General features: G+C 71.4%; 20 protein-coding genes. 9 read left to right on the top strand and 11 right to left on the bottom strand.

Annotated features, from left to right (window positions below):
- Positions 1 to 9: 9 nt before the first annotated feature.
- Together miaA and AMYTH_RS0139760 are read right to left on the bottom strand one after the other, a co-directional pair.
- Complete coding sequence (miaA, locus tag AMYTH_RS0139765; protein ID WP_027934902.1) at positions 10 to 909, bottom strand: tRNA (adenosine(37)-N6)-dimethylallyltransferase MiaA; 900 nt, start codon at positions 907 to 909, stop codon at positions 10 to 12.
- Positions 906 to 1,589, bottom strand: coding sequence for a class III extradiol dioxygenase subunit B-like domain-containing protein (locus tag AMYTH_RS0139760; RefSeq protein ID WP_027934901.1), 684 nt, complete (start codon positions 1,587 to 1,589; stop codon positions 906 to 908). Before AMYTH_RS0139760 ends, miaA begins: the two co-directional genes overlap by 4 nt.
- 247 nt (positions 1,590 to 1,836) lie before the next feature.
- Here AMYTH_RS0139760 and AMYTH_RS0139755 point away from each other — a divergent pair, with 247 nt between their 5' ends.
- Entirely contained in the window at positions 1,837 to 3,147 is a 1,311-nt protein-coding gene (locus AMYTH_RS0139755; RefSeq protein ID WP_020419597.1) for a DUF349 domain-containing protein, read from the top strand.
- A gap of 71 nt (positions 3,148 to 3,218) precedes the next feature.
- Here AMYTH_RS0139755 and AMYTH_RS0139750 read toward each other — a convergent pair whose 3' ends face one another.
- Entirely contained in the window at positions 3,219 to 4,223 is a 1,005-nt protein-coding gene (locus tag AMYTH_RS0139750) for a hypothetical protein (protein WP_027934900.1), read from the bottom strand.
- Positions 4,224 to 4,285: 62 nt separating this feature from the next.
- On the opposite strand from AMYTH_RS0139750, the gene AMYTH_RS0139745 reads away from it, so the two are divergent.
- Positions 4,286 to 4,864, top strand: coding sequence for a TetR/AcrR family transcriptional regulator (locus tag AMYTH_RS0139745; RefSeq protein WP_027934899.1), 579 nt, complete (start codon positions 4,286 to 4,288; stop codon positions 4,862 to 4,864).
- 214 nt (positions 4,865 to 5,078) lie between these two features.
- Here AMYTH_RS0139745 and AMYTH_RS0139735 read toward each other — a convergent pair whose 3' ends face one another.
- Positions 5,079 to 6,263, bottom strand: coding sequence for an MFS transporter (locus AMYTH_RS0139735; protein WP_228685156.1), 1,185 nt, complete (start codon positions 6,261 to 6,263; stop codon positions 5,079 to 5,081).
- An 820-nt stretch (positions 6,264 to 7,083) separates the two neighbouring features.
- On the opposite strand from AMYTH_RS0139735, the gene AMYTH_RS48405 reads away from it, so the two are divergent.
- Positions 7,084 to 8,082, top strand: coding sequence for a LysR family transcriptional regulator (locus AMYTH_RS48405; RefSeq protein ID WP_084022771.1), 999 nt, complete (start codon positions 7,084 to 7,086; stop codon positions 8,080 to 8,082).
- Here AMYTH_RS48405 and AMYTH_RS0139725 read toward each other — a convergent pair.
- From AMYTH_RS0139725 to AMYTH_RS0139715, 3 genes are all read right to left on the bottom strand, one after another.
- Positions 7,969 to 8,430, bottom strand: a complete 462-nt coding sequence (locus tag AMYTH_RS0139725; RefSeq protein WP_027934897.1) for an Rv2732c family membrane protein — start codon at positions 8,428 to 8,430, stop codon at positions 7,969 to 7,971. The two genes, AMYTH_RS48405 and AMYTH_RS0139725, sit on opposite strands and share 114 nt — an antisense overlap.
- A complete protein-coding gene (miaB, locus tag AMYTH_RS0139720) occupies positions 8,427 to 9,911 on the bottom strand; it encodes a tRNA (N6-isopentenyl adenosine(37)-C2)-methylthiotransferase MiaB (RefSeq protein ID WP_027934896.1) in 1,485 nt (494 codons plus the stop codon). Before miaB ends, AMYTH_RS0139725 begins: the two co-directional genes overlap by 4 nt.
- A gap of 78 nt (positions 9,912 to 9,989) precedes the next feature.
- Positions 9,990 to 10,226 carry a hypothetical protein gene (locus AMYTH_RS0139715; protein ID WP_027934895.1) on the bottom strand — a complete coding sequence of 79 codons (237 nt, stop codon included), beginning with the start codon at positions 10,224 to 10,226 and terminating at the stop codon, positions 9,990 to 9,992.
- 257 nt (positions 10,227 to 10,483) lie between these two features.
- On the opposite strand from AMYTH_RS0139715, the gene AMYTH_RS0139710 reads away from it, so the two are divergent.
- The 6 genes from AMYTH_RS0139710 to AMYTH_RS0139685 all read left to right on the top strand — a co-directional run bounded on the left by AMYTH_RS0139710 (position 10,484) and on the right by AMYTH_RS0139685 (position 14,982).
- Complete coding sequence (locus tag AMYTH_RS0139710; protein WP_208722417.1) at positions 10,484 to 11,212, top strand: amino acid ABC transporter ATP-binding protein; 729 nt, start codon at positions 10,484 to 10,486, stop codon at positions 11,210 to 11,212.
- A 57-nt stretch (positions 11,213 to 11,269) separates the two neighbouring features.
- Positions 11,270 to 12,181 (top strand): glutamate ABC transporter substrate-binding protein, encoded by a 912-nt coding sequence (locus AMYTH_RS0139705; protein ID WP_027934893.1) that lies wholly within the window; start codon positions 11,270 to 11,272, stop codon positions 12,179 to 12,181.
- A gap of 86 nt (positions 12,182 to 12,267) precedes the next feature.
- Positions 12,268 to 12,915, top strand: coding sequence for an amino acid ABC transporter permease (locus AMYTH_RS0139700; RefSeq protein WP_027934892.1), 648 nt, complete (start codon positions 12,268 to 12,270; stop codon positions 12,913 to 12,915).
- Positions 12,912 to 13,772 carry an amino acid ABC transporter permease gene (locus AMYTH_RS0139695; protein ID WP_027934891.1) on the top strand — a complete coding sequence of 287 codons (861 nt, stop codon included), beginning with the start codon at positions 12,912 to 12,914 and terminating at the stop codon, positions 13,770 to 13,772. Before AMYTH_RS0139700 ends, AMYTH_RS0139695 begins: the two co-directional genes overlap by 4 nt.
- A 116-nt stretch (positions 13,773 to 13,888) precedes the next feature.
- On the top strand, positions 13,889 to 14,512 hold the full coding sequence (locus AMYTH_RS0139690) for a hypothetical protein (RefSeq protein WP_027934890.1): 624 nt from the start codon (positions 13,889 to 13,891) through the stop codon (positions 14,510 to 14,512).
- Positions 14,491 to 14,982, top strand: a complete 492-nt coding sequence (locus AMYTH_RS0139685) for a hypothetical protein (protein WP_027934889.1) — start codon at positions 14,491 to 14,493, stop codon at positions 14,980 to 14,982. The genes AMYTH_RS0139690 and AMYTH_RS0139685 overlap by 22 nt, the downstream gene beginning before the upstream one ends.
- 5 nt (positions 14,983 to 14,987) lie before the next feature.
- On the opposite strand, the gene ggh is transcribed toward AMYTH_RS0139685, so the two are convergent.
- Genes ggh through AMYTH_RS0139665 form a run of 4 tightly spaced genes read right to left on the bottom strand, consistent with a single transcriptional unit; the run spans position 14,988 to position 19,225 of the window.
- Positions 14,988 to 16,379, bottom strand: coding sequence for a glucosylglycerate hydrolase (ggh, locus tag AMYTH_RS0139680; RefSeq protein ID WP_027934888.1), 1,392 nt, complete (start codon positions 16,377 to 16,379; stop codon positions 14,988 to 14,990).
- Positions 16,380 to 17,477: an ABC transporter ATP-binding protein gene (locus AMYTH_RS0139675; RefSeq protein ID WP_027934887.1), complete on the bottom strand. Its 1,098-nt coding sequence runs from the start codon at positions 17,475 to 17,477 to the stop codon at positions 16,380 to 16,382.
- A 9-nt stretch (positions 17,478 to 17,486) separates the two neighbouring features.
- Positions 17,487 to 18,335: a carbohydrate ABC transporter permease gene (locus tag AMYTH_RS0139670; protein WP_027934886.1), complete on the bottom strand. Its 849-nt coding sequence runs from the start codon at positions 18,333 to 18,335 to the stop codon at positions 17,487 to 17,489.
- A complete protein-coding gene (locus AMYTH_RS0139665; protein ID WP_027934885.1) occupies positions 18,332 to 19,225 on the bottom strand; it encodes a carbohydrate ABC transporter permease in 894 nt (297 codons plus the stop codon). The genes AMYTH_RS0139670 and AMYTH_RS0139665 overlap by 4 nt, the downstream gene beginning before the upstream one ends.
- Position 19,226: the final 1 nt, after the last annotated feature.

Here is a 19,226-nt window from a genome sequence, read left to right as displayed (position 1 = left end):
ACGATCAGACTACTGGGCCACAACGGAGAGCACCCGCTCGGCCACGTCAAGATCGGCTCCGTCGAACCACCGGATCCGCGCGTCCCGGCGGAACCAGGATCGTTGCCTGCGAACGAATCGGCGCGTCGCCTGCTTCGTCGCCTCGGCCGCGGCGGCGAAGTCCCCGTCGCCGTCCAGTTCGGCGAGCACCTGCTGGTAGCCCAGCGCGCGGGAGGCCGTCTTGCCCTCCCGGAGCCCGCGCTCCACCAGCGATCGCACCTCGTCGACGAGGCCGGCCGCGAACATGCGGTCCACGCGCAGCTCCACGCGCCGGTCGAGGTCCTCGGTGTCCCGGTCGATCCCGATCATCACGGTGCCGTACCGAGCGGGGCCGGGACGCGGCATGTTGGCGGAGAACGGTTGTCCGGTGATCTCGATGACCTCCAGCGCGCGGACGATCCGGCGCGTGTTGGTCGGCAGGATCGCGGTGGCCGCGGCCGGATCGAGCGTGGTGAGGCGGCTGTGCAGGGCCGCGGCGCCGACTTCGGCGGCCTCGGCCTCCAGCCGCGCCCGCACGGCCGGGTCGGTGCCCGGGAAGCGGAGGTCGTCAAGGACGGCCTGCACGTAGAGGCCGGAACCGCCGGTCAGCACGGGCACCTTGCCCTCGGCCAGCAGGCGCTCGATGACGGCGCGGGCGTCGCGCTGGTAGGCGGCGACGGAGGCGGTCTCGGTGACGTCGAGGACGTCGAGCAGGTGGTGCGGCACGCCGCGGCGTTCCGCCGCCGAGACCTTGGCGGTACCGATGTCCATGCCGCGGTAGAGCTGCAGGGCGTCGGCGTTGACCACCTCGCCGCCGACCGCGCGCGCGATCGTGATGGCGAGTTCGGACTTGCCGGTGGCGGTGGGGCCGACGACGGCGATCGGGTTCACCCGCGCTCCCACACCGCGACGTGGTAGCCGACGCCGAACGGCGCCGCGGAGTAGAGCAGTTCGGCGCGCCAGTCGTCGCCGGCGCCCGCCAGCACCTGCCACGGCGCGCGGCCGCCCGCGCCCAGTTCGGCGGCCAGCCCGGGATCGAGCGCCCGCAGCGCGGCCGTGTCGGCGGTGGCGAGCGCGCGGGCGACCGCCTCGTCGAAGGCGGGGGCGCGCTCGTCCTCACCGCCCGGGGACTTGGGGCCGTGCCGGTTGGAGCCGTCGCCGAGCACGAGCAGGCCGGTTCGGTCGCCGTTGGCGAGGAGCTTGCCGAGGCGCTCGCACTCGGCCGGATCGCCGTCCACGAGGTGCACCCGCACCGAATCCGCGCCCGCCTGCTCCCGCAGCCAGCCCGCGACGAGGGCGGGCAGCGGGAGTTCGGCCGGGGACGCGGGCGCCGCGCTCAACGAGACCGGAACGTCGGCTCCGTATCCGCGGAACGACCCGGACGTGTCGGGCTCGATGACCCGTTCGTGGTCGCCGGCGCCCACCGCGACCCACTCCGGGGTCACGGCGGCGAGGCGCCCCACGGCGGCGCGGCAGGCCGCGCGCAACGCCTCCAGCTCGGCGTTCGCCCCCGGGGACAGCGCCGGCACGAGCAGCGGGGGCTGCGGTACCACCACGGCTTGCACGATCACACCCGTCGAGGTTACCGGCAGCCACGCTCGGGCAACCCACGACCACGGAGAGCAGCGAGATCGACGATCACAGCGATCCCACGTGGCCCGGAAGTAGAATCACCCGCTCCGACCCCCCAACCGAGTACCACGAGCGGCGCTGAACTGCTTGAATGCGGCCAGAGGGAACGAGACCCGCATGACCCGGCCCCGCCCGCCAGCGGGGCGCCCGCCACGAGGCGGGCCGACAGGCGATAAGGAGCCTGCGATGTCCGACGAGAACACCGGCACCCCGGCACCCCACCAGGTGCCCCACGGCCACACGCCCGCCGCCGGCCACGGCGCGCCGGTCCCGCCGGCCGAGCCGCACCCCTCCCGCTGGGGCCGGGTGGACGACGAGGGCAACGTCTACGTCCGGACCGCGGACGGGGAACGCGCCGTCGGCGTGTGGCAGGCCGGCTCGCCGGAGGAGGGGCTGCTGCACTACGCGCGGCGCTTCGACGACCTGCGCACCGAGGTCGAACTGCTCGGCACCCGGCTGTCGTCCGGCGCGGGCGACCCGAAGCACGCGCTCGCCACCGCGACGCAGCTGCGGGAAAGCCTGCCGACGGCGGCCGTGGTCGGCGACCTCGCGGCGCTGTCGGCGCGGATCGACCAGATCGTCGCGCACGCCGAAACCGCGCTGGCGGCGGCGAAGCAGGAGCGCGAGGAGGCCCGCGCGGCCGCGGTCGGGCGCAAGCAGGCGCTGGCCGAGGAGGCCGAGAAGATCGCCGCCGAGTCGGTGCAGTGGAAGGCCGCTGGCGACCGGCTGCGCGCGATCCTCGACGAGTGGAAGACGATCAAGGGCGTCGACCGCAAGACCGACGACGAGCTCTGGAAGCGCTTCTCCAAGGCGCGGGAGGCGTTCAACCGTCGCCGCGGCTCGCACTTCGCCGAGCTGGACAAGCAGCGCGCGGCCGCGAAGGCCCGCAAGGAGGAGCTGATCGCGGAGGCCGAGGCGCTCGCCGACTCGACCGACTGGGGCCCGACGGCCGGGCGCTACAAGGAGCTCATGACGGAGTGGAAGGCGGCGGGCCGGGCGCCCAAGGAGGCCGACGACGCGTTGTGGCAGCGCTTCCGCGCCGCGCAGGACGCGTTCTTCTCCCGCCGCTCCGCGACGTTCTCCGAGCGGGACGCCGAGTTCGCCGCGAACGCCACGCGCAAGGAGGAGCTGCTCGCCGAGGCCGAGAAGATCGACCCGGGCGCCAACCTCGACGCGGCGAAGGCGCAGCTGCGGCGGATCCAGGAGCAGTGGGACGAGATCGGCAAGGTGCCGCGGGAACGGATCCGCGAGCTGGACGGCAGGCTCAAGGCGGTCCAGGACCGGATCCGCGAGGTCGAGGACAGCCAGTGGCGCCGCAGCGACCCGGAGGCGCAGGCGCGGGCCGCGCAGTTCCGCGAGCGGGTCGAGCAGTTCGAGGCGCAGGCCGCGAAGGCCCGCGCCGCCGGCGACGAGCGGCGCGCCAAGAAGGCCGAGGAGCAGGCGGCGCAATGGCGCGAGTGGATGCAGGCGGCGGAGCAGGCGGTCGCGGACCGCTGAGGTCTTCGATTCGCTGAGGTCTTCGGTTCGAGTGGCGGCCCCTTCCCGGTGCGGGGAGGGGCCGCCGTCGTTCAGTGGTCCCGGTAGTACTCGCCGATCGCCGTGAACGCGGCCTTCGGCTCCCACGGCAGCTCCTGCCCGTCGCGGTCCTCGAAGACCTTCACCACCCCGTAGCTGGCCAGGTCCAGGTCGTCCCGCGGGTCGCCGCCAGGGCGGTGCACGTGGTCGTACAACGCGAAGGTGAACACGAACGCGCTGTCCACGCCCGCGGAGTCGAACGTCTCCAGCAGTTCGCGCACGTACGCGGCCTGCCCCTCCTCGTCGCGCTCGTACTCGCCGTTCAGCCGGACCGGGCCGCGGTCCTCGTCGTACTCGACGGCGTCCAGCGCGCTCGCCCCCAGATCGCCCGCGCCGCGGTAGGTCGCGGCGCCGAACTCGGTGATCGCGACGGGCTTGCCCTGCTCGACGAGGGCCCGGACCCCGTCGGCGAAGCGGTCGGCGATCGCGGCCGTCCGGTACAGATCCACCGAGACGAAGTCAAACAGCGTCCAGTCGACGCGCTCCAGCTGCACGGACGCGTAGGTCACCTGGCCACCGAACCGCTCCCGCACGACGGCGACCGCCTTGGCGAGGAAGTCACCGACCCGGGAGCCGAGTTCGGGGATGCGCTCGCGGTTGTCCATCAGGAACGCGATCCGCTGCCGGATGCCGTCGCCGGGCAGGAAACCCTTGTTCATCAGGCTCAGCTCGGCCCCGGCCACGAACACGACCTCGGCGCCCCGCCGTCTGATCCGCTCGGCCCGCTCGGCGCAGTCCGCGAACAGCTTCAGCGTCTCCTCCTCGGTCAGCTCCAGCGGGTACGGCGAGAACCAGACCTCCAGCCCCAGCTCGGCCGCGCGGGTGGCGGCCACCTCCAGCCGCTCCGGATCGCCGCCCATGATCCGCACCGCGTTGCAGTGCAGGTCGTCGCGGATGACCCGCAGCTCGCGCTCGACCACCTCCGGATCGAACCGCTTCCGGGAGAACTTCCCGTTCTGGACGAAGCCGGTGTCATAGCTGATGCCCTTGGCTCGCATGTCCATCTCCTCAAATAGGGTACTGGCCGTACCTTAGCAGAGATAAGGTACCGTGCGTACCCATGGAGCCGTCCCGGACCCGCAGGCGGGGAGCCGCACTGGAGGACGCGATCCTCCAGGCGGCGGCGGACGAACTGACCGAGTCCGGGTTCGCCGCGCTGACCATGGACAAGGTCGCCGCGCGCGCGGGCACCAACAAGAACGCCCTGTACCGCCGCTGGCCGAACCGGCTCGCTCTCGGAGTTGCCGCCTACCAGCGGCTCACGAGATCGGTGCCGGTGCCGGACACCGGCAACCTCCGCGACGACGCCCTCGCCCTGCTGCGTGGCGCCAACCGGCACTGGAGCTCCCCGCTCGGCGCGATCCTGCGCGAGCTGATCGCCGCGGCCGGGGGCGCCTCGGAACTCCTGGGGCAACTGCAGGACCCCGCCGAGGGGGCGGCCGCGCCGTGGCTGACCATCCTGGAACGCGCTGCCGAACGCGGGGAGGTGTCACCGGCCGCGCTGAACCACCGCGTCGCCACGGTGGCGATCGTGTTGCTGCGCAACGAGTTCGTCGTGCGGGGCGTGCCCACCGCGCCAGACGAAGTGTTGGTCGAGATCGTCGACGAGGTCTACCTGCCGCTGGTGCGGTCGAAGTGACCCTCCAGCACCGCAAGGTCGCGCACGGCGTACCGGCGGTGCTCGCACTCCTCGTTCATCACCACGCGCAGGCACTTCCCCACCGGCTGCGGCTCCTCGGGGTAGCCGGGCGCGGGCGACGGTGTCCGCCCGCAGCGATTCGAGGGTGACCCACCCGGCGCGGAAGTCCGCGGGGCCGTCCATCGCCCGCAGCTCGACGGCGATGTCCACCCGGTCATGATGGCGCTGTCCGGTGCCGCAGCGCCACGCCCGCGCCGGTCAGGAACGCCAGCGCCGCCGCGGACCCGAGGATCACCGGTGGTGTCGTGACCTGCGTGAGCAGCGCGAACACGTACGGCGCGCAGAACCCGACGTAGGTGAGCGCCCACCACACGGAGGCCAGCCGGGCCAGGCCCGCGGGCGGGGCGATGCGCGCGATCTCGGTGAGGCCGAAGGTCACGCACAGCCCGTACCCGCAGCCAAGTGCCGCGTCGGCCAGCAACGCGACGGCGGGTTGCGCGGACACGGCCGCGGCGAGGCCGAGGAGCATCCCGGTGCCGACCGCGGCGAGCCCGATCAGCGCGGGCAGCAGGATCGCGCGTGCGGCGAGGCGCCTGCCGACCGGCTGGATCAGCAGCCCGGCCCCCAGCACGACGGCTATCGCGGCGCCCGCGAAGACCGTCTCGACGTCGCCGAGGCGCGACTCCACCAGTGACGGCAGCACGGCGAACCCGGTCGCGGGCGCGGCGAAGACCCACGGCGCGACCGGGACGACCATGCGCCGGAAGCGCGGGTCGCGGATGCCGGTCACGCGCTTGCCGGGCTGTGCGCGGGGCGCGGTCTCCGGCACCTTGAGCGCCGCGACGAGCGCGACCGCGGACAACACGAAGTGCGGCAGGTAGGCGACGTCCAGCGGCGCCCACTGCGCGATCAGCGCGGCGACCAGCCCGCCGATCCCGAAGCCGGCGGAGAGGAACAGACTCGCCCGGCGCGCGCCGGTCCCCTCGGCTGTGTCGTCGTGCGGCGGGTGCGACAGCTCCTTCACCCAGGCACTGCCCGCCGCGAGGACCGCCCCCATGGCGAACCCCGAGGCGAAGCGCCCCACCCCCAACCACGGCACACCCATTTCGCCGAGCAGAAGCGCCCCGGTCGCGAGCGCCGAGAGGACGACCGCGCCGAGCACCACGGGCCGTCGACCGTAGCGGTCCGCGCCCGGGCCGCCGAGTAGCAGGCCGGGCACCAGGCCGAGGACGTAGATCGCGAAGAGCCCGGTCACGGTCGCCGCGGAGAGGCCCATCTCGCGCCGGTAGGCCCCGAGCAGCGGCGAGAACTGGTTGGCGCCCCACCCCACGGCGGTGATCAACCAGGCGGCCCGCGGCCAGGCCCGCCGGGTCGCGGGCAGCAGGGCACACTCCGTCATACCCCGGTTCTAACCCGCGCGGAGTTGTGGAAACCGGATCGTTCACGATTCCCGAACGGCTGTGCGGGGCGTGGCCGGGCGGGCTGGTGGCTGCGGCGGACGGCGCGGACACGGCGCGCTGCCGCAGGCCGCGGCGGGCGGCAGTGGTGGCTGCTGCGGTCAGCGCGGCAGCTGCCGCAAGCCGCGGCGGGCAGCAGCGGAAGCTGCGGACAGCGCAGTCGCTGCCACAAGCAGCGGCGGCCGCCGCGGGCAGCACGGTTGTGCCGCAGCCGGCACGTGGCCGCAGACAGCGCGTGGCCACGGGCAGCGGCGGCCAACGCAGGCGGCAGCCTGCCGCAACCGGCGTGTCACTGCGCACACCGGGATCGCCGCCACAGGCAGCGGCAGCCGCCGCGGGCAGCGCGGTTGTGCCGCAGCCGGCACGTGGCCGCGGCCAGCGCGTGGCCATGGGCAGCGGCCAACGCAGGCGGCAGCGGTAGCCGCTGCGGGTCGCGCGATAGCTACCGCAACCGGCGCGTCGCTGCGCGCAGCGCGATCGCTGCCACAGGCGGCGGCCAACGTCGGCAGCAGCGGTGGTCGCCACGGGCGATGGTGGCCGTCCACAGCCTGCGCGTCGCTGCAGGCAGCGCGCCGCCGCGGGCGGCAGCGGTAGCCGCCGCGCGTGTTGTGCCCGCTGTTCGCGCATTATGTGCGCCGTTCGAGAGCCAGTGCGTTCCTCCGGGCGGGCAGCTCCCGGCGGCGCCCGTCGGAGTCTGGGGGCGGCAGGCGCGGGTGGTAGATCACCTTGGCGTACCTCGCGTGGCGGGCTTACCGTCAGGGCGTGGATCTGCGCCGCCTTGCCTCGTTTCTGGCGGTGGCCGAAGAAGGGCACTTCGGCCGGGCCGCGGCGCGCCTTTTCCTCTCCCCGCCGGCCGTGACCGCCCACGTCCAGCAGCTCGAGCGCGAGCTGGGCGTGCCGCTGTTCGAGCGCGCCCCGGTGCGGCTCACCCCGGCCGGGCACCGCTTCCTCGGCCACGCCCGCGGCCTGGTCGACGCGGCCAACGCCGCCATCACCGACATGGCGGACCTCGCCGAGCACTCCGACGACACCCTGCGCGTCGGCGTCATGGGCCACGGCTCGGCCGAGCTGACCCCGGCCGTCATCAGCGCCTTCCGCCACCTGCGGCCGCAGGTGCGCCTCACCCTGGAGGCCCTCACCTTCACCGAGCACACCAGCGCGCTGCTCGAACACCGCGTCGATGTGGCCTTCGTGCGGCCGGCGGTCACCGACGAGCGGGTCACGGTCGACGTGCTCACCACGGAGGCCCGCATCGTCGTCATCCCGGCGCACTCCGAGCTGGCCGCGGCCGGCGAGCTGCGCCTCGCGGACGTGTTGGACCTGCCGTTCGTCGCGCTGCCGCCGCACACACCGCGGCCGTTCACGGACTACCTGTACTTCACCGAGGCCCGCGGCGGCGAGGCGCCGCGCCCGGGACCGGACCACGCGGTCACCCCGCAGGAGGTGCTGATGAGCGTCGCGGCAGGGCGGGGCGCCGGTTCGGCGCTCAGCTCGTTCGCGCGCTTCTACCGCTGGCCCGGCACCGTGTGCGTGCCGGTCGTGGACGCGCCGTGGGACCACAGCGTGCTCGCCACCCGCACCGGCGACCGCGACCCGCACGTGCAGCTGTTCCGCGGCCTCGCCCGGTCGCTGGCCCCGCGGTTCGCCTCAGGTGCGGGACCAGGCGGTGCGCATCCACTGGGCGGCCAGCAGGATGATCGCGACCAGCGCGATCACCATGCCGATGCCGGGACCGCGCCCGGTGGCGCCGTTGGCGACTGACGACTGCTGCGACCAGATCGCCAGCAGCCCGTCGACGGAGGCGAACCAGCCGCCCATCGCGCACACCCACGACAGCCACCAGCGGCGCGTCATCAGCGTCAGCGCGGAGGCCAGCACGCCGATCACCGTGGACGTGACCGCGAACAGCTGCGGGATGCCGCCGCCCTGCCCGAGCAGCACCTGCCAGCCCACGTGCGGACCGACCCACGGCAACAGCTGCCCCACCAGCAGCACGAACACCAGCACCGCGATGACGAACCCGCGCCGGCCCAGCTCGACGGTGCGGGAGGCCTTGGTGACGACCTCGTCGACGTCGGTGCCCAGCCGGTCGTAGTCGCTCTCGCTCACAGTCCGCACCCGCCCGTCGTCACCGGCTGGGGCGCCGGACGGCCGAACGACGGCAGCCCGAGGCTGACCCCGTCGGTCTTGGGCCGGCGGCCCGCCTCCACGTTGTCACCGGCGCGGGTGCGCCGGTGCGACAGCAGGTCGCCGTCGGCGACGAGGTGGTGCGGCGCGCCGTAGGTGACCACGGTTTCGACCACGTCACCCGGCCGCACCGAACCCTCGATCGCGGACCCGGTCGGCGTGAAGTGCACCAGCCTGCCGTCGCGGGCGCGCCCGCTCATCCGCCGGGTCTCGGTGTCCTTGCGGCCCTCGCCTTCGGCGACCAGCAGCTCGACCTTGCGCCCGACCAGCTTCTTGTTCTCGTCCCAGGCGATCTCGTTGACCAGCTCGACCAGCCGGTCGTAGCGCTCCTGCACGACCTGCTTGGGCAGCTGGTCCGGCAGCTCGGCCGCGGGGGTTCCGGGGCGCTTGGAGTACTGGAAGGTGAACGCGCTGGAGAACCGGGCCTCGCGCACGACGTCGAGCGTGGCCTGGAAGTCCTCCTCGGTCTCGCCGGGGAACCCGACGATGATGTCGGTGGTGATGGCCGCGTCCGGGATCCGGTCCCGCACCTTGTCCAGAATGGACAGGAACCGGCTGGACCGGTAGGAGCGGCGCATCTCGCGCAGGATGCGGTCCGAACCGGACTGCAGCGGCATGTGCAGCTGCGGGCAGACGTTCGGGGTCTCGGCCATCGCGTCGATGACGTCGTCGGTGAACGCCGCCGGGTGCGGCGAGGTGAAGCGGACCCGCTCCAGGCCGTCGATGCCGCCGCAGGCGCGCAGCAGCTTGGAGAAGGCGTCCCGCTCGCCGAACTCGACGCCGTAGGAGTTGACGTTCTGCCCGAGCAGCGTCACTTCCAGCACGCCCTCGGCGACGAGCGCCTCGACCTCGGCCAGGACCTCGCCGGGCCGCCGGTCGCGCTCCTTGCCGCGCAGCGACGGCACGATGCAGAAGGTGCAGGTGTTGTTGCAGCCCACGGAGATCGAGACCCAGCCCGAGTAGGCCGACTCGCGCCGCGCGGGCAGCGTCGAGGGAAACGTCTCCAGCGACTCGAGGATCTCCACCTCGGCCTCGGCGTTGTGCCGGGCGCGTTCCAGCAGCACCGGCAGGGCGCCGATGTTGTGGGTGCCGAACACGACGTCCACCCACGGGGCGCGCTTGACGATCTCGCCGCGGTCCTTCTGGGCGAGGCAGCCGCCGACGGCGATCTGCATGTCCGGGTTGGCGTCCTTGGCCGGGCGCAGGTGCCCGAGGGTGCCGTAGAGCTTGTTGTCCGCGTTCTCGCGCACCGCGCACGTGTTGAACACGACGAGGTCGGGCGCGTCGTCCGCGCCCGCCGGAACGTAGCCCGCCTCCTCCAGCTGGCCCGCGAGCCGCTCGGAGTCGTGCACGTTCATCTGGCAGCCGAACGTGCGGATCTGGTAGGTTTTGCCACCGTTCATCGGGCACCGTGTTCGCTGGTAAGACAAGCCATGACGGCTACCAGCGTAACTCTTCGGGGTTGCCCGCCTTCGCGCGCGTCAGGTTCGCAGCGCGACGTACCAGCCTTCGGGGATGGGGCCGGGCAGCAGGTCCGGGATGGACGTGCAGATGTGTCCCGGCCAGGACGACAGCTGCGACTGGCAGTCCGCCTGCGTCGGGTACGGGCCGGCTTTCAGGCTGACGCCGTCGGCGTGGGCAGCGGGGGCGGCGAGCGTGCACAGCCCCGCGCCGAGCACGAGCGCGGCGGCCAGCTTGCGGAGGTTGCGTGCGGTCACGAACCGAGTATCGAACGTGACGACGCCGAGCGCAGCGGTGTGCCCCGTTCGAGCGAAGCGACCCCGTCCGAGCTGCACCGCTCGCCTGACTACAGTTACCCGCACCCGGGGTCACCGTCCGTCGAAAACGGGCAGAACGGATGACACCTAGGTTGCGTTTGATTCGATTTACGGGCGCGGGGGCGCGTCACGGTGTTAGATCGCCGAGTGAGCCTGGCTATGGAGGGCAGATGAGCACAGCTACGTCAGCACCAGCGATGATCAGGGCTGCGGGCGTGAACAAGTTCTTCGGTGACCTGCACGTGCTCAAGGACATCAACCTCGAGGTGCCCAAGGGCCAGGTCGTCGTGGTGCTCGGCCCGTCCGGGTCCGGCAAGTCGACGCTGTGCCGCGCGATCAACCGGCTGGAGCCGATCAACTCCGGCGAGATCGAGGTGGACGGGCAGCCGCTGCCCGCGGAGGGCAAGGCGCTGGCCGCGCTGCGCGCCGAGGTCGGCATGGTGTTCCAGTCGTTCAACCTGTTCGCGCACAAGACCATCGTCGAGAACGTGATGCTCGCGCCGGTGAAGGTCCGCAAGGTCGGGCAGGACGAGGCGCGCAAGACCGCGATGCAGCTGCTGGACCGGGTGGGCATCGCGAACCAGGCGCAGAAGTACCCGGCTCAGCTGTCGGGCGGTCAGCAGCAGCGTGCGGCGATCGCGCGGGCGCTGGCGATGAGGCCGAAGGTGATGCTGTTCGACGAGCCCACCTCGGCGCTGGACCCGGAGATGGTCCAGGAGGTCCTGGACACGATGACCGGGCTGGCGAAGGAAGGCATGACGATGCTCGTGGTCACGCACGAGATGGGCTTCGCCCGTCGCGCGGCGAACCGCGTGGTGTTCATGTCCGACGGGGAGATCGTCGAGGACGCGTCGCCGGACGAGTTCTTCACCAAGCCGAAGTCGGACCGCGCCAAGGACTTCCTCGGCAAGATCCTGACGCACTAGTTGAGTTCCCGCGGCGCCCGGCAGGCGCCGCCCGATCCCGGGAGAACAGGAATCCAGATGAAGATCCGCACCCTGGCAGCGGGCCTGCTGGTCGGCGCCCTGACGCTGACCGCTTGCGGCAAGGAGGGGACCCCCTCCGGCGGCACCGGGGACACCGGAACCGACGCCGCCGCGCTGCCCACCTACACGGTGGCCCAGAACGTGGACGTGGCCGGCTCGCCGACCTTCGCCAAGATCAAGGGCGCAGGCAAGCTGACCATCGGCGTGAAGGACGACCAGCCGGGCCTGGGCCTGAAGGACCCGACGACCGGCAAGTTCCAGGGTTTCGACATCGAGATCGCCAAGATGGTCGCCGCGGGCCTCGGCTTCGACGAGAGCAAGATCACCTTCACCACGGTCGACTCGGCCGCGCGTGAAGCCGCGATCACCAACGGCAACGTCGACTACTACGTCGGCACCTACACCATCACCGACAAGCGCAAGACCCAGGTGTCCTTCGCCGGCCCGTACTTCATGGCCGGGCAGGACCTGCTGGTGCGCAAGGACGACACCTCGATCACCGGCCCGGAGACGCTGAAGGGCAAGAAGGTCTGCTCGGTGACCGGGTCGACCCCGATCCAGCGCGTGCGCGACCAGCAGCTGACCGAGGCCGGGAACATCGTCGAGTTCCAGAAGTACTCGCAGTGCGTGGAGAAGCTGATCACCAAGGAGGTGGACGCCGTCACCACCGACGACGCCATCCTCAAGGGCTTCGCCGCCCAGGACCCGGACAACCTGAAGGTCGTCGGCAAGACGTTCTCGCAGGAGCCGTACGGCATCGGCCTGCCCCGTGACGACGCCGCGCTGCGCGGCAAGGTGGACGACCTGCTGCAGGCCGCCATCGACGACGGCACCTGGCAGAAGATCTACGACGCCACCCTCGGCAAGTCCGGCTCGGCCGCGACGCCTCCGGCGATCCAGCGCTACTGACACTCCTCTGTGGCCGGTGAGCGCGAGCGTGCTCACCGGCCACACCCGTTTCCACCCACTCATCGAACCGCGGCGGGGAAGGCCCGATGGACGTCCTGCTCGACAACTTGGACCTCTACGGTCCGTTCTTCTGGACCACGATCAAGCTGTTCCTGATATCCGGCGTGGCTAGCCTGATCTTCGGCACCTTCCTGGCCGGCCTTCGGGTGAGCCCGGTCCCGGTGTTCCGCGCCGTCGGCGCCACCTACGTGACACTGATCCGCAACACCCCGCTGACGCTGGTGTTCGTGTTCCTGGTGTTCGCCTACCCGCTGCTCGACATCGTCGACCTGAGCTACTTCACCGCCGCGGTCGTGTCGCTGACCCTGTACACCTCGGCGTTCATCTGCGAGGTCGTCCGCTCGGGCATCAACACCGTCCCCGTCGGCCAGGCCGAAGCCGCCCGCGCGCTCGGGCTGACCTTCACCCAGATCCTCGGCCAGATCGTGCTGCCCCAGGCCATCCGCTCGGTGGTGCCGCCGCTGATGAGCATGCTCATCGCGCTGCTGAAGAACACCACCATCGCCGCCGGGTTCTCCGTCGCCGAGGCCGGTGCGATCCGCCAGTACCTGTCCGAGCGCGGTGACAACCAGCTGGTCGGCCTGCTGTGGGTCGCCCTCGGGTTCATCATCCTGGTCGCGGTCCTGTCCTTCATCCAGCGGACCCTCGAGAAGCGCTGGAGCGTGGCGCGATGAGCAACGTCCTGTTCGACATCCCCGGTCCCAAGGCCCGCGCCCGCTACCGCGTGCTCGCCGTCCTGGGCACCCTCATCGTCGCCGCGGTGATCGCCTACATCATCTGGCGGTTCATCGACAGCGGCCAGTTCTCCGCCCGCCGCTGGGAGTGGCTGCAGTACGCCCAGGTCCAGCGCGACCTGCTCGACGCCCTGCTCGCCACCCTGCAGGCATTCGCCCTCGGCGCCGTGCTGGCCCTGGTGTTCGGCGCGATCTTCGCCGCAGGCCGCCTGTCCGACCACGCCTGGGTCCGCGGCGTCTCCACCGGAATCGTGGAGTTCTTCCGCGCCATCCCGCTGCTGATCCTGATGTTCCTCTTCTACTACGGCGCACCCGCGCTGGGCATCTCCCTGCCGCCGTTCGCCGCCGTGGTGCTTGGCCTGACCCTGTACAACGGGTCGGTGCTGGCGGAGGTGTTCCGCGCCGGCATCCTGGCGCTGCCGAAGGGCCAGAGCGAGGCGGCGTACGCGCTGGGCATGCGCAAGACGCAGGTGATGACGCTCGTCCTGATCCCGCAGGCGGTCCGGTCGATGCTGCCGACCATCATCAGCCAGCTCGTGGTGCTGCTCAAGGACACCGCGCTCGGGTTCCTGGTCACCTACCCCGAGCTGCTGTACTATGCCCGCTACATCGGCTCGCAGGGCACGTTCGGCCGCCCGATCGTGCCGTCCACGCTGGTGGTCGCGGCGATGTACATCGCGCTGTGCCTGCTGCTCACCGCGCTGGCGAACTACATCGAACGCCGCCAGCGGCGCAGCAAGAAACACGTGGAGGTCGAGCGCCCGCCGACGACCGAGGACGTCGTGGGCGTGGCCTGATCCACACGACGAAAGAGAGGGGCGTGACGGCTGCCGTCACGCCCCTCTTTTCGTTCGGTATCAGTCGGCGCCGCGCCCGCGGATAACATGGATCATCCGCTGGTCCTGGCCGGGAAATGACGCCACATGGGAACCACCTCGAAACGTTCGCCAAGATCATCGGCCAGCTGAAGACGCCGCTCACGCTCGCCGGCCTGGCCGTGGTGATCCTCTACCTGCTCTACCAGCAGGTGCTCAACCTCAGCGTATTGTCCCCGCTGCAGGGCAACGATACGTTCACGCTGGTCGATTCGATCGTGTCGAAGGTGTTCTGGCTGGCCGTCGTGGCCGTGGTGTTCGGGTTCGCGGGATTCGTGCTCACCGCGCTGCTCCCGCGCCGCACCCGGCCCAAGCAGGCGGTGGTGTCCCTGGTGGGCACCTCGCTCGACCCGGAACTGTCCAGTCCGGCCGCGAACCCGGCCACCGGCAACCGGTACGAGGTGCTCGAGCAGAAGTTCGAGGTCGGCGCGATCGACTGCAAGTTCGTCAACCGCGGGAACGCGACGGCGTTCCTCGATTCCTTCTCGGTGCTCGTCAAGGGGCGGCGGACTTCCGGACGTTCCTCTCCCACCACGAGCGCTGGCACGTCGGCGAGTACTTCGAGAACCTGCCCCGCGGTGACAGCCCACGCCAGCAGTGGCACCTCCGCTACGTCGGCGCTCTCCCGGAGACGGCGTCGGTGCCGGTCGGCATCACCGTGACGGGGAGCTACGAAGCCGAGGACGGGAACTCCCATGAGATCACCCGCACCGACGTGCGCTGCGCCATCGACGAACCGGTCTCACCAGAGGTGCTCTGGGTCGGCGACCACGGGTTCTCCTACGAGTTCCACGAGGTCAGCTACAACGCGGTACCCCCGTCCACGGTGCACGCGGTGGTGCTCGACGCGGAGCCCGGACAGCGGCGGGACTACGCGTTGTCCAGGGCGATCGAACCCGGCGGTGTGGAGCGCTTCCACGTCGCGCTCGCCTCCGTCAGGTCGGCCACGTACGAGATCACCCTGGGCTTCCGCGTCGACGGCGGCGAGCACATCTGGTCGAAACCGATGCCGGTCCGGCTGGAGCGCCTGCACGGCTCCGCGCTGCCGGACAACCTGACCGACGGCGCGTCCTTCGAGGTGCGGGACGGCGGCCTCGTCCTCGGCGGTCGCCAGGCGTCGGCCTGGTGGTGACCGCCTCAGTCGGCGTCGGCGCAGAGCCAGTCCAGTACCACGGCCGCGGTCCAGCTCTGGTCGGTGCTGCCCAGCGGTTCACCGGTGAAGGGCTCGTAGTACTCGCCGAACGCGCCGTCGTCGGTCAGCCGCAGTCCGGCCTCCCGCAGCTTGCGCGCCCGCTCGTGCCAGCCGCGGCGCTCGAACGCCCACCCGAACAGCCAGTTCACCACCGGCCACTGTGGACCGCGCCAGTACTGGCGCGGGTTGAAGCCGGGTCGCATCGGCGACACCGACGGCGGCACCGGCGCCAGCAGGTCGGGGTGGCCGCACCAGCGGTCGCTGTCCAGCAGCGACAGCAGCCGCAACTGGACCTCGTCCGGCGCGCCGCCGCACAGCAGCGGCGCGAACCCGGCGATCGTCTGCGTGTCGAGCCACCGGTTGGCGCGCAGGTCCCGGTCGCGGGCCATACCGGACACCGAGTGGCAGCTCGCCGCCACCGCGTCCCGCGCCCGCGACGCCCACAATGCCAGGTCAGCGAGCTTGTCCTCGTCCTGGCCGAACTCCGTGCCGAGCTCGATCAGCACGTCGCAGGACACCGCGAACAACGCGGTGATGAACACGTCGCCGACCAGGAAGCTGGAGCGGCGCACGATCTCCTTCTGGTCGTACCCCGCGCGGCGCATCTCCTCGATGAGCCACAGGTAGCGGTCGTACTCCTTGTCGGTCGGCCGCTCGCTCGGGTCGCCGATGACGCGCACGTCCTTGCGCACGTACGGCGGCAGCTCGTCGCCCGGGTTGACGGCCGCGTAGGGCACGTCCCAGCGCGGCGAGTTGTCCATCCCGGACTCCCAGCCGTGCACGATCGCGATCAGCCCGCTCGACCCAGGGGTGCGGTACTCGACGAGCCAGCGGTGCCAGGAGTACAGCGCGGGCCAGATCGAGCGGGCGAACCGCTCGGCGTCGGCGCGCTCCTCCGGCGAGGACGTGCGGGCGATCTCCAGCATCCGCTGCACCGCGATCGCGTGCACCGGGGGCTGGCAGATGCCCGAGGTGCGCACGTCGCGCGGCCCGTCGACCGCCGTGTCGGTGCCCCAGCGGTCCGGGCCGGGGAAGTACGCGTCGTCGTCGGTGAAGACGATGTGCGGCACCATCCCGTTGCGCCACTGCGCCTTGAACAGGGTCTCCAGCTCGGCGACCGCGCGCGGCAGGTCCAGCCGGGCCAGCCCGATCGAGATGAACGCCGCGTCCCAGCTCCACATGTGCGGGTAGAGTCGCGGCGCCGCGGTGATCACGGCACCGGTGTCGTTGTCCCTCAGCACCCGGGCGGCCCGCGCGGCCAGGGTCGGCCTGGCGTAGCGGACCGGTCTTCTGCCGCCGGCGGCTCCTTCGCAGGGACTCGTGACGTCGACAGTCATCTACTTCGCCTCCAACAGGAGCTGGGTTTCGGGGTCGTACCACCGGCACTGCTCCGGTGGCAGGCTCAGCCGCAGGGTCTGGCCGGGGTCGGCCCGGAACCCCGCCGCGGCCTGCACTTTCAGCACCTGCCCGCACAGCTCCGTGGTGAGCAGAGTCGAGGAGCCCAGTGGCTCGTACACCTGCACCTCGCAGCGCAGGCCGTCCGCGCCGGGCGCCACCGCGATCGATTCCGGCCGGATGCCGAGCCGCAACTCCTTGCCGCCGAACGTCTTCAGCGCGCTCGGGACCGGCAGCGTCTGGCCGCCGAAGTCGATCCGCGAGCCGTCCTCGCTGACGGTGCCGGTGAGGAAGTTCATCGGCGGGCTGCCGAGGAAGCCCCCGACGAACTCGTCCGCGGGCTCGGTGTAGACGGCGACCGGGTCACCGCACTGGGCGATGCGCCCGTCACGCATGACGGCGACCCGGTCGCCCAGCGACAGCGCCTCGACCTGGTCGTGCGTCACGTACAGGGTGGTCACGCCGATCTCGTTGACCAGCTTCTTCAGCTCCGCGCGGAAGGACAGCCGCAGCAGGGCGTCCAGGTTGGACAGCGGCTCGTCCATGAGCAGCACGTCGGCGTCCATCACGATCGCCCGCGCCACCGCGACGCGCTGCCGCTGGCCGCCGGACAGCTTCGCCGGGTACCGGTCCAGGTAGGGCGTGAGCTGCAGCAGCTCCGCGGCCCACTCGACCTTCTTGCGCACCTCGTCCGCGGGCACACCGTGCACCCGAAGGCCGAAGCCGATGTTGTCGGCGACCTTCTTGTTCGGGAACACCGCGTAGGACTGGAACACCATGGACAGGTTGCGCCGCCGCGGTTCCAGGTAGGTGACGTCGCGGCCGCCGATGACGATCTGCCCGGCGTCCGGGGTCTCCAACCCGGCGTCCGGGGTCTCCAACCCGGCGACCATCCGCAGCAGCGTGGTCTTGCCGCAGCCGGACGGGCCGAGCAGGACCATGAACTCGCCGTCGGCCACCTCCAGCGACACCTCGTCGGTGGCGCGGGCGGTGCCGCCCGGGTAGGTCTTCACGAGCTCGTGCAGGACGACCTCAGCCATTGCGCTCCCTCATCGCAGCGTGGTCCCCCACATGTTCACCAGGTACCGGCGCATCACGAAGATGAACACCAGCGCGGGCAGGATCAGCGCGAAGCCGCCGGCGAACCGGTAGGCCTGCGGCGCCTCCCCGAGCGAGGCCAGCACCTGGGCGGGCAGTGTCCGGTGCCCGAGCGTGATCACGGCGGCGCCGAGAATCTCGTTCCAGGACAACACGAACGTGAAGATCGAGGACGCCGCCAGCCCCGGCAGCGCCATCGGGAACACGACCCGGCGCGCCGCCTCGAACCGGCTGCAGCCGAACACCTGCGCCGCTTCCTCCACGTCGGTGGGCACCGAGACGAAGATGCTCGCGCTGATCAGCACGGTCGTCGGCATCGCGAGCGTGGTGTGCAGCAGCGTCACCGAGAACACCGTGTCGTAGACGCCGGTGTTCAGGAACATCGTCGCCAGCGGCACGGACAGCACGACGATCGGCAGCGCGCGGGCCAGCAGCATGAACACCTGGTAGGCGTCCTTGCCGCGGAACACCTGCCGCGCCAGCGCGTACCCGGCGGGCGCGCCGACCAGCAGCGACAGCACGACCGTGTAGACGCCGACCAGCAGCGAGTTGCCCAGCGCCGGGATCGTGCCGGTCGCCTGGATGAACGCCAGCAGCGTGTCCCCGGAGAACCCGCTCGGGATCAGCGGTTTCGGGAACTCCAGCAACGCCTGCGGCGAGGACACCGCGGCCAGGCCGATCAGGACCATCGGCACGAGCATGAACAGGCTGATCAGGATGCACGCGACCTGGACAGCGGCGGCGCGGCGACGGCGGCGCCGCAGCGGCGCCCGGTCGATCGGAGGCAGGGTCGTGGTCACTTGGCCGCCTCCTGCTGCCGCATCATGCGCAGGTAGAACAACGCCGTCGCCAGGGACAGCGCCAGCACGACGAGCGCCGCGGCGCTGGCGACCGCCGGGTTCTGCAGGTTCACGTACCACTGGTAGGTCTCCCCGACCAGCAACGGGAAGTCCCGGCCGGTGAGGGCCTGCGCGACCGCGAACGCCTGCAGCGCCAGGATCGTACGCAGGATCAGCGCGACCTGCAGGCTCGGCTTGAGCTGCGGCAGCGTCACGTGCCACAGCCGCTGCCAGGCACTCGCGCCGAACACCTGCGCGGCCTCGTCGAAGTCCTTGGGCACCATCTGGATCCCGGCCACGACGATGACGAACACCAGCGACGTGGCGCGCCAGATCTCGGCGATCACCACGGCCAGCAGCATCGTGCCGGTGTTGGTGTAGTTCAGCCACTGCACGCCGGTGTCCGAGATGCCCCACGACACCAGCAGCGAGTTCAGGTAGCCGCGGCTGTCGAACACCGACAGCCACACCAGGCCTGCCGCCAGCTCGGACACCGCGAGCGGGATGGTCCACAGGTAGAAGTGGCCGGACAGGAACTTCGGCCGGGCCTGCACGAGCAGCGCCATCGCGACGGCAAGCACGAGCTGGACCGGCACCACGATGACGATCAGCAGCAGGGTGTTGCGCAGCGCCCGCAGGAAGTACGGGTCGCCGAAGAGCCGGTCCCACGCGGCGAGCGTGAAGCCGGAGTCGTCGGTGAACGCGGAGATCAGCGCCTGGATCACCGGCCAGCCGAACAGCGCCAGCATGAAGACGATCGACGGCGCGAGCAGCAGCCACGGCGAGCCGGACAGGCGGCGGCGCTTCGCCACCGGGGTCTCGACCGGGGCGGGTGCGGTGGTCACGGTCATG

It is taken from the genome of Amycolatopsis thermoflava N1165, from assembly GCF_000473265.1.
GTDB classification, from domain to species: domain Bacteria; phylum Actinomycetota; class Actinomycetes; order Mycobacteriales; family Pseudonocardiaceae; genus Amycolatopsis_E; species Amycolatopsis_E thermoflava.
Note: the sequence above shows the minus strand (reverse complement) of the source record. Positions and strands in the feature narration are given on the sequence as shown.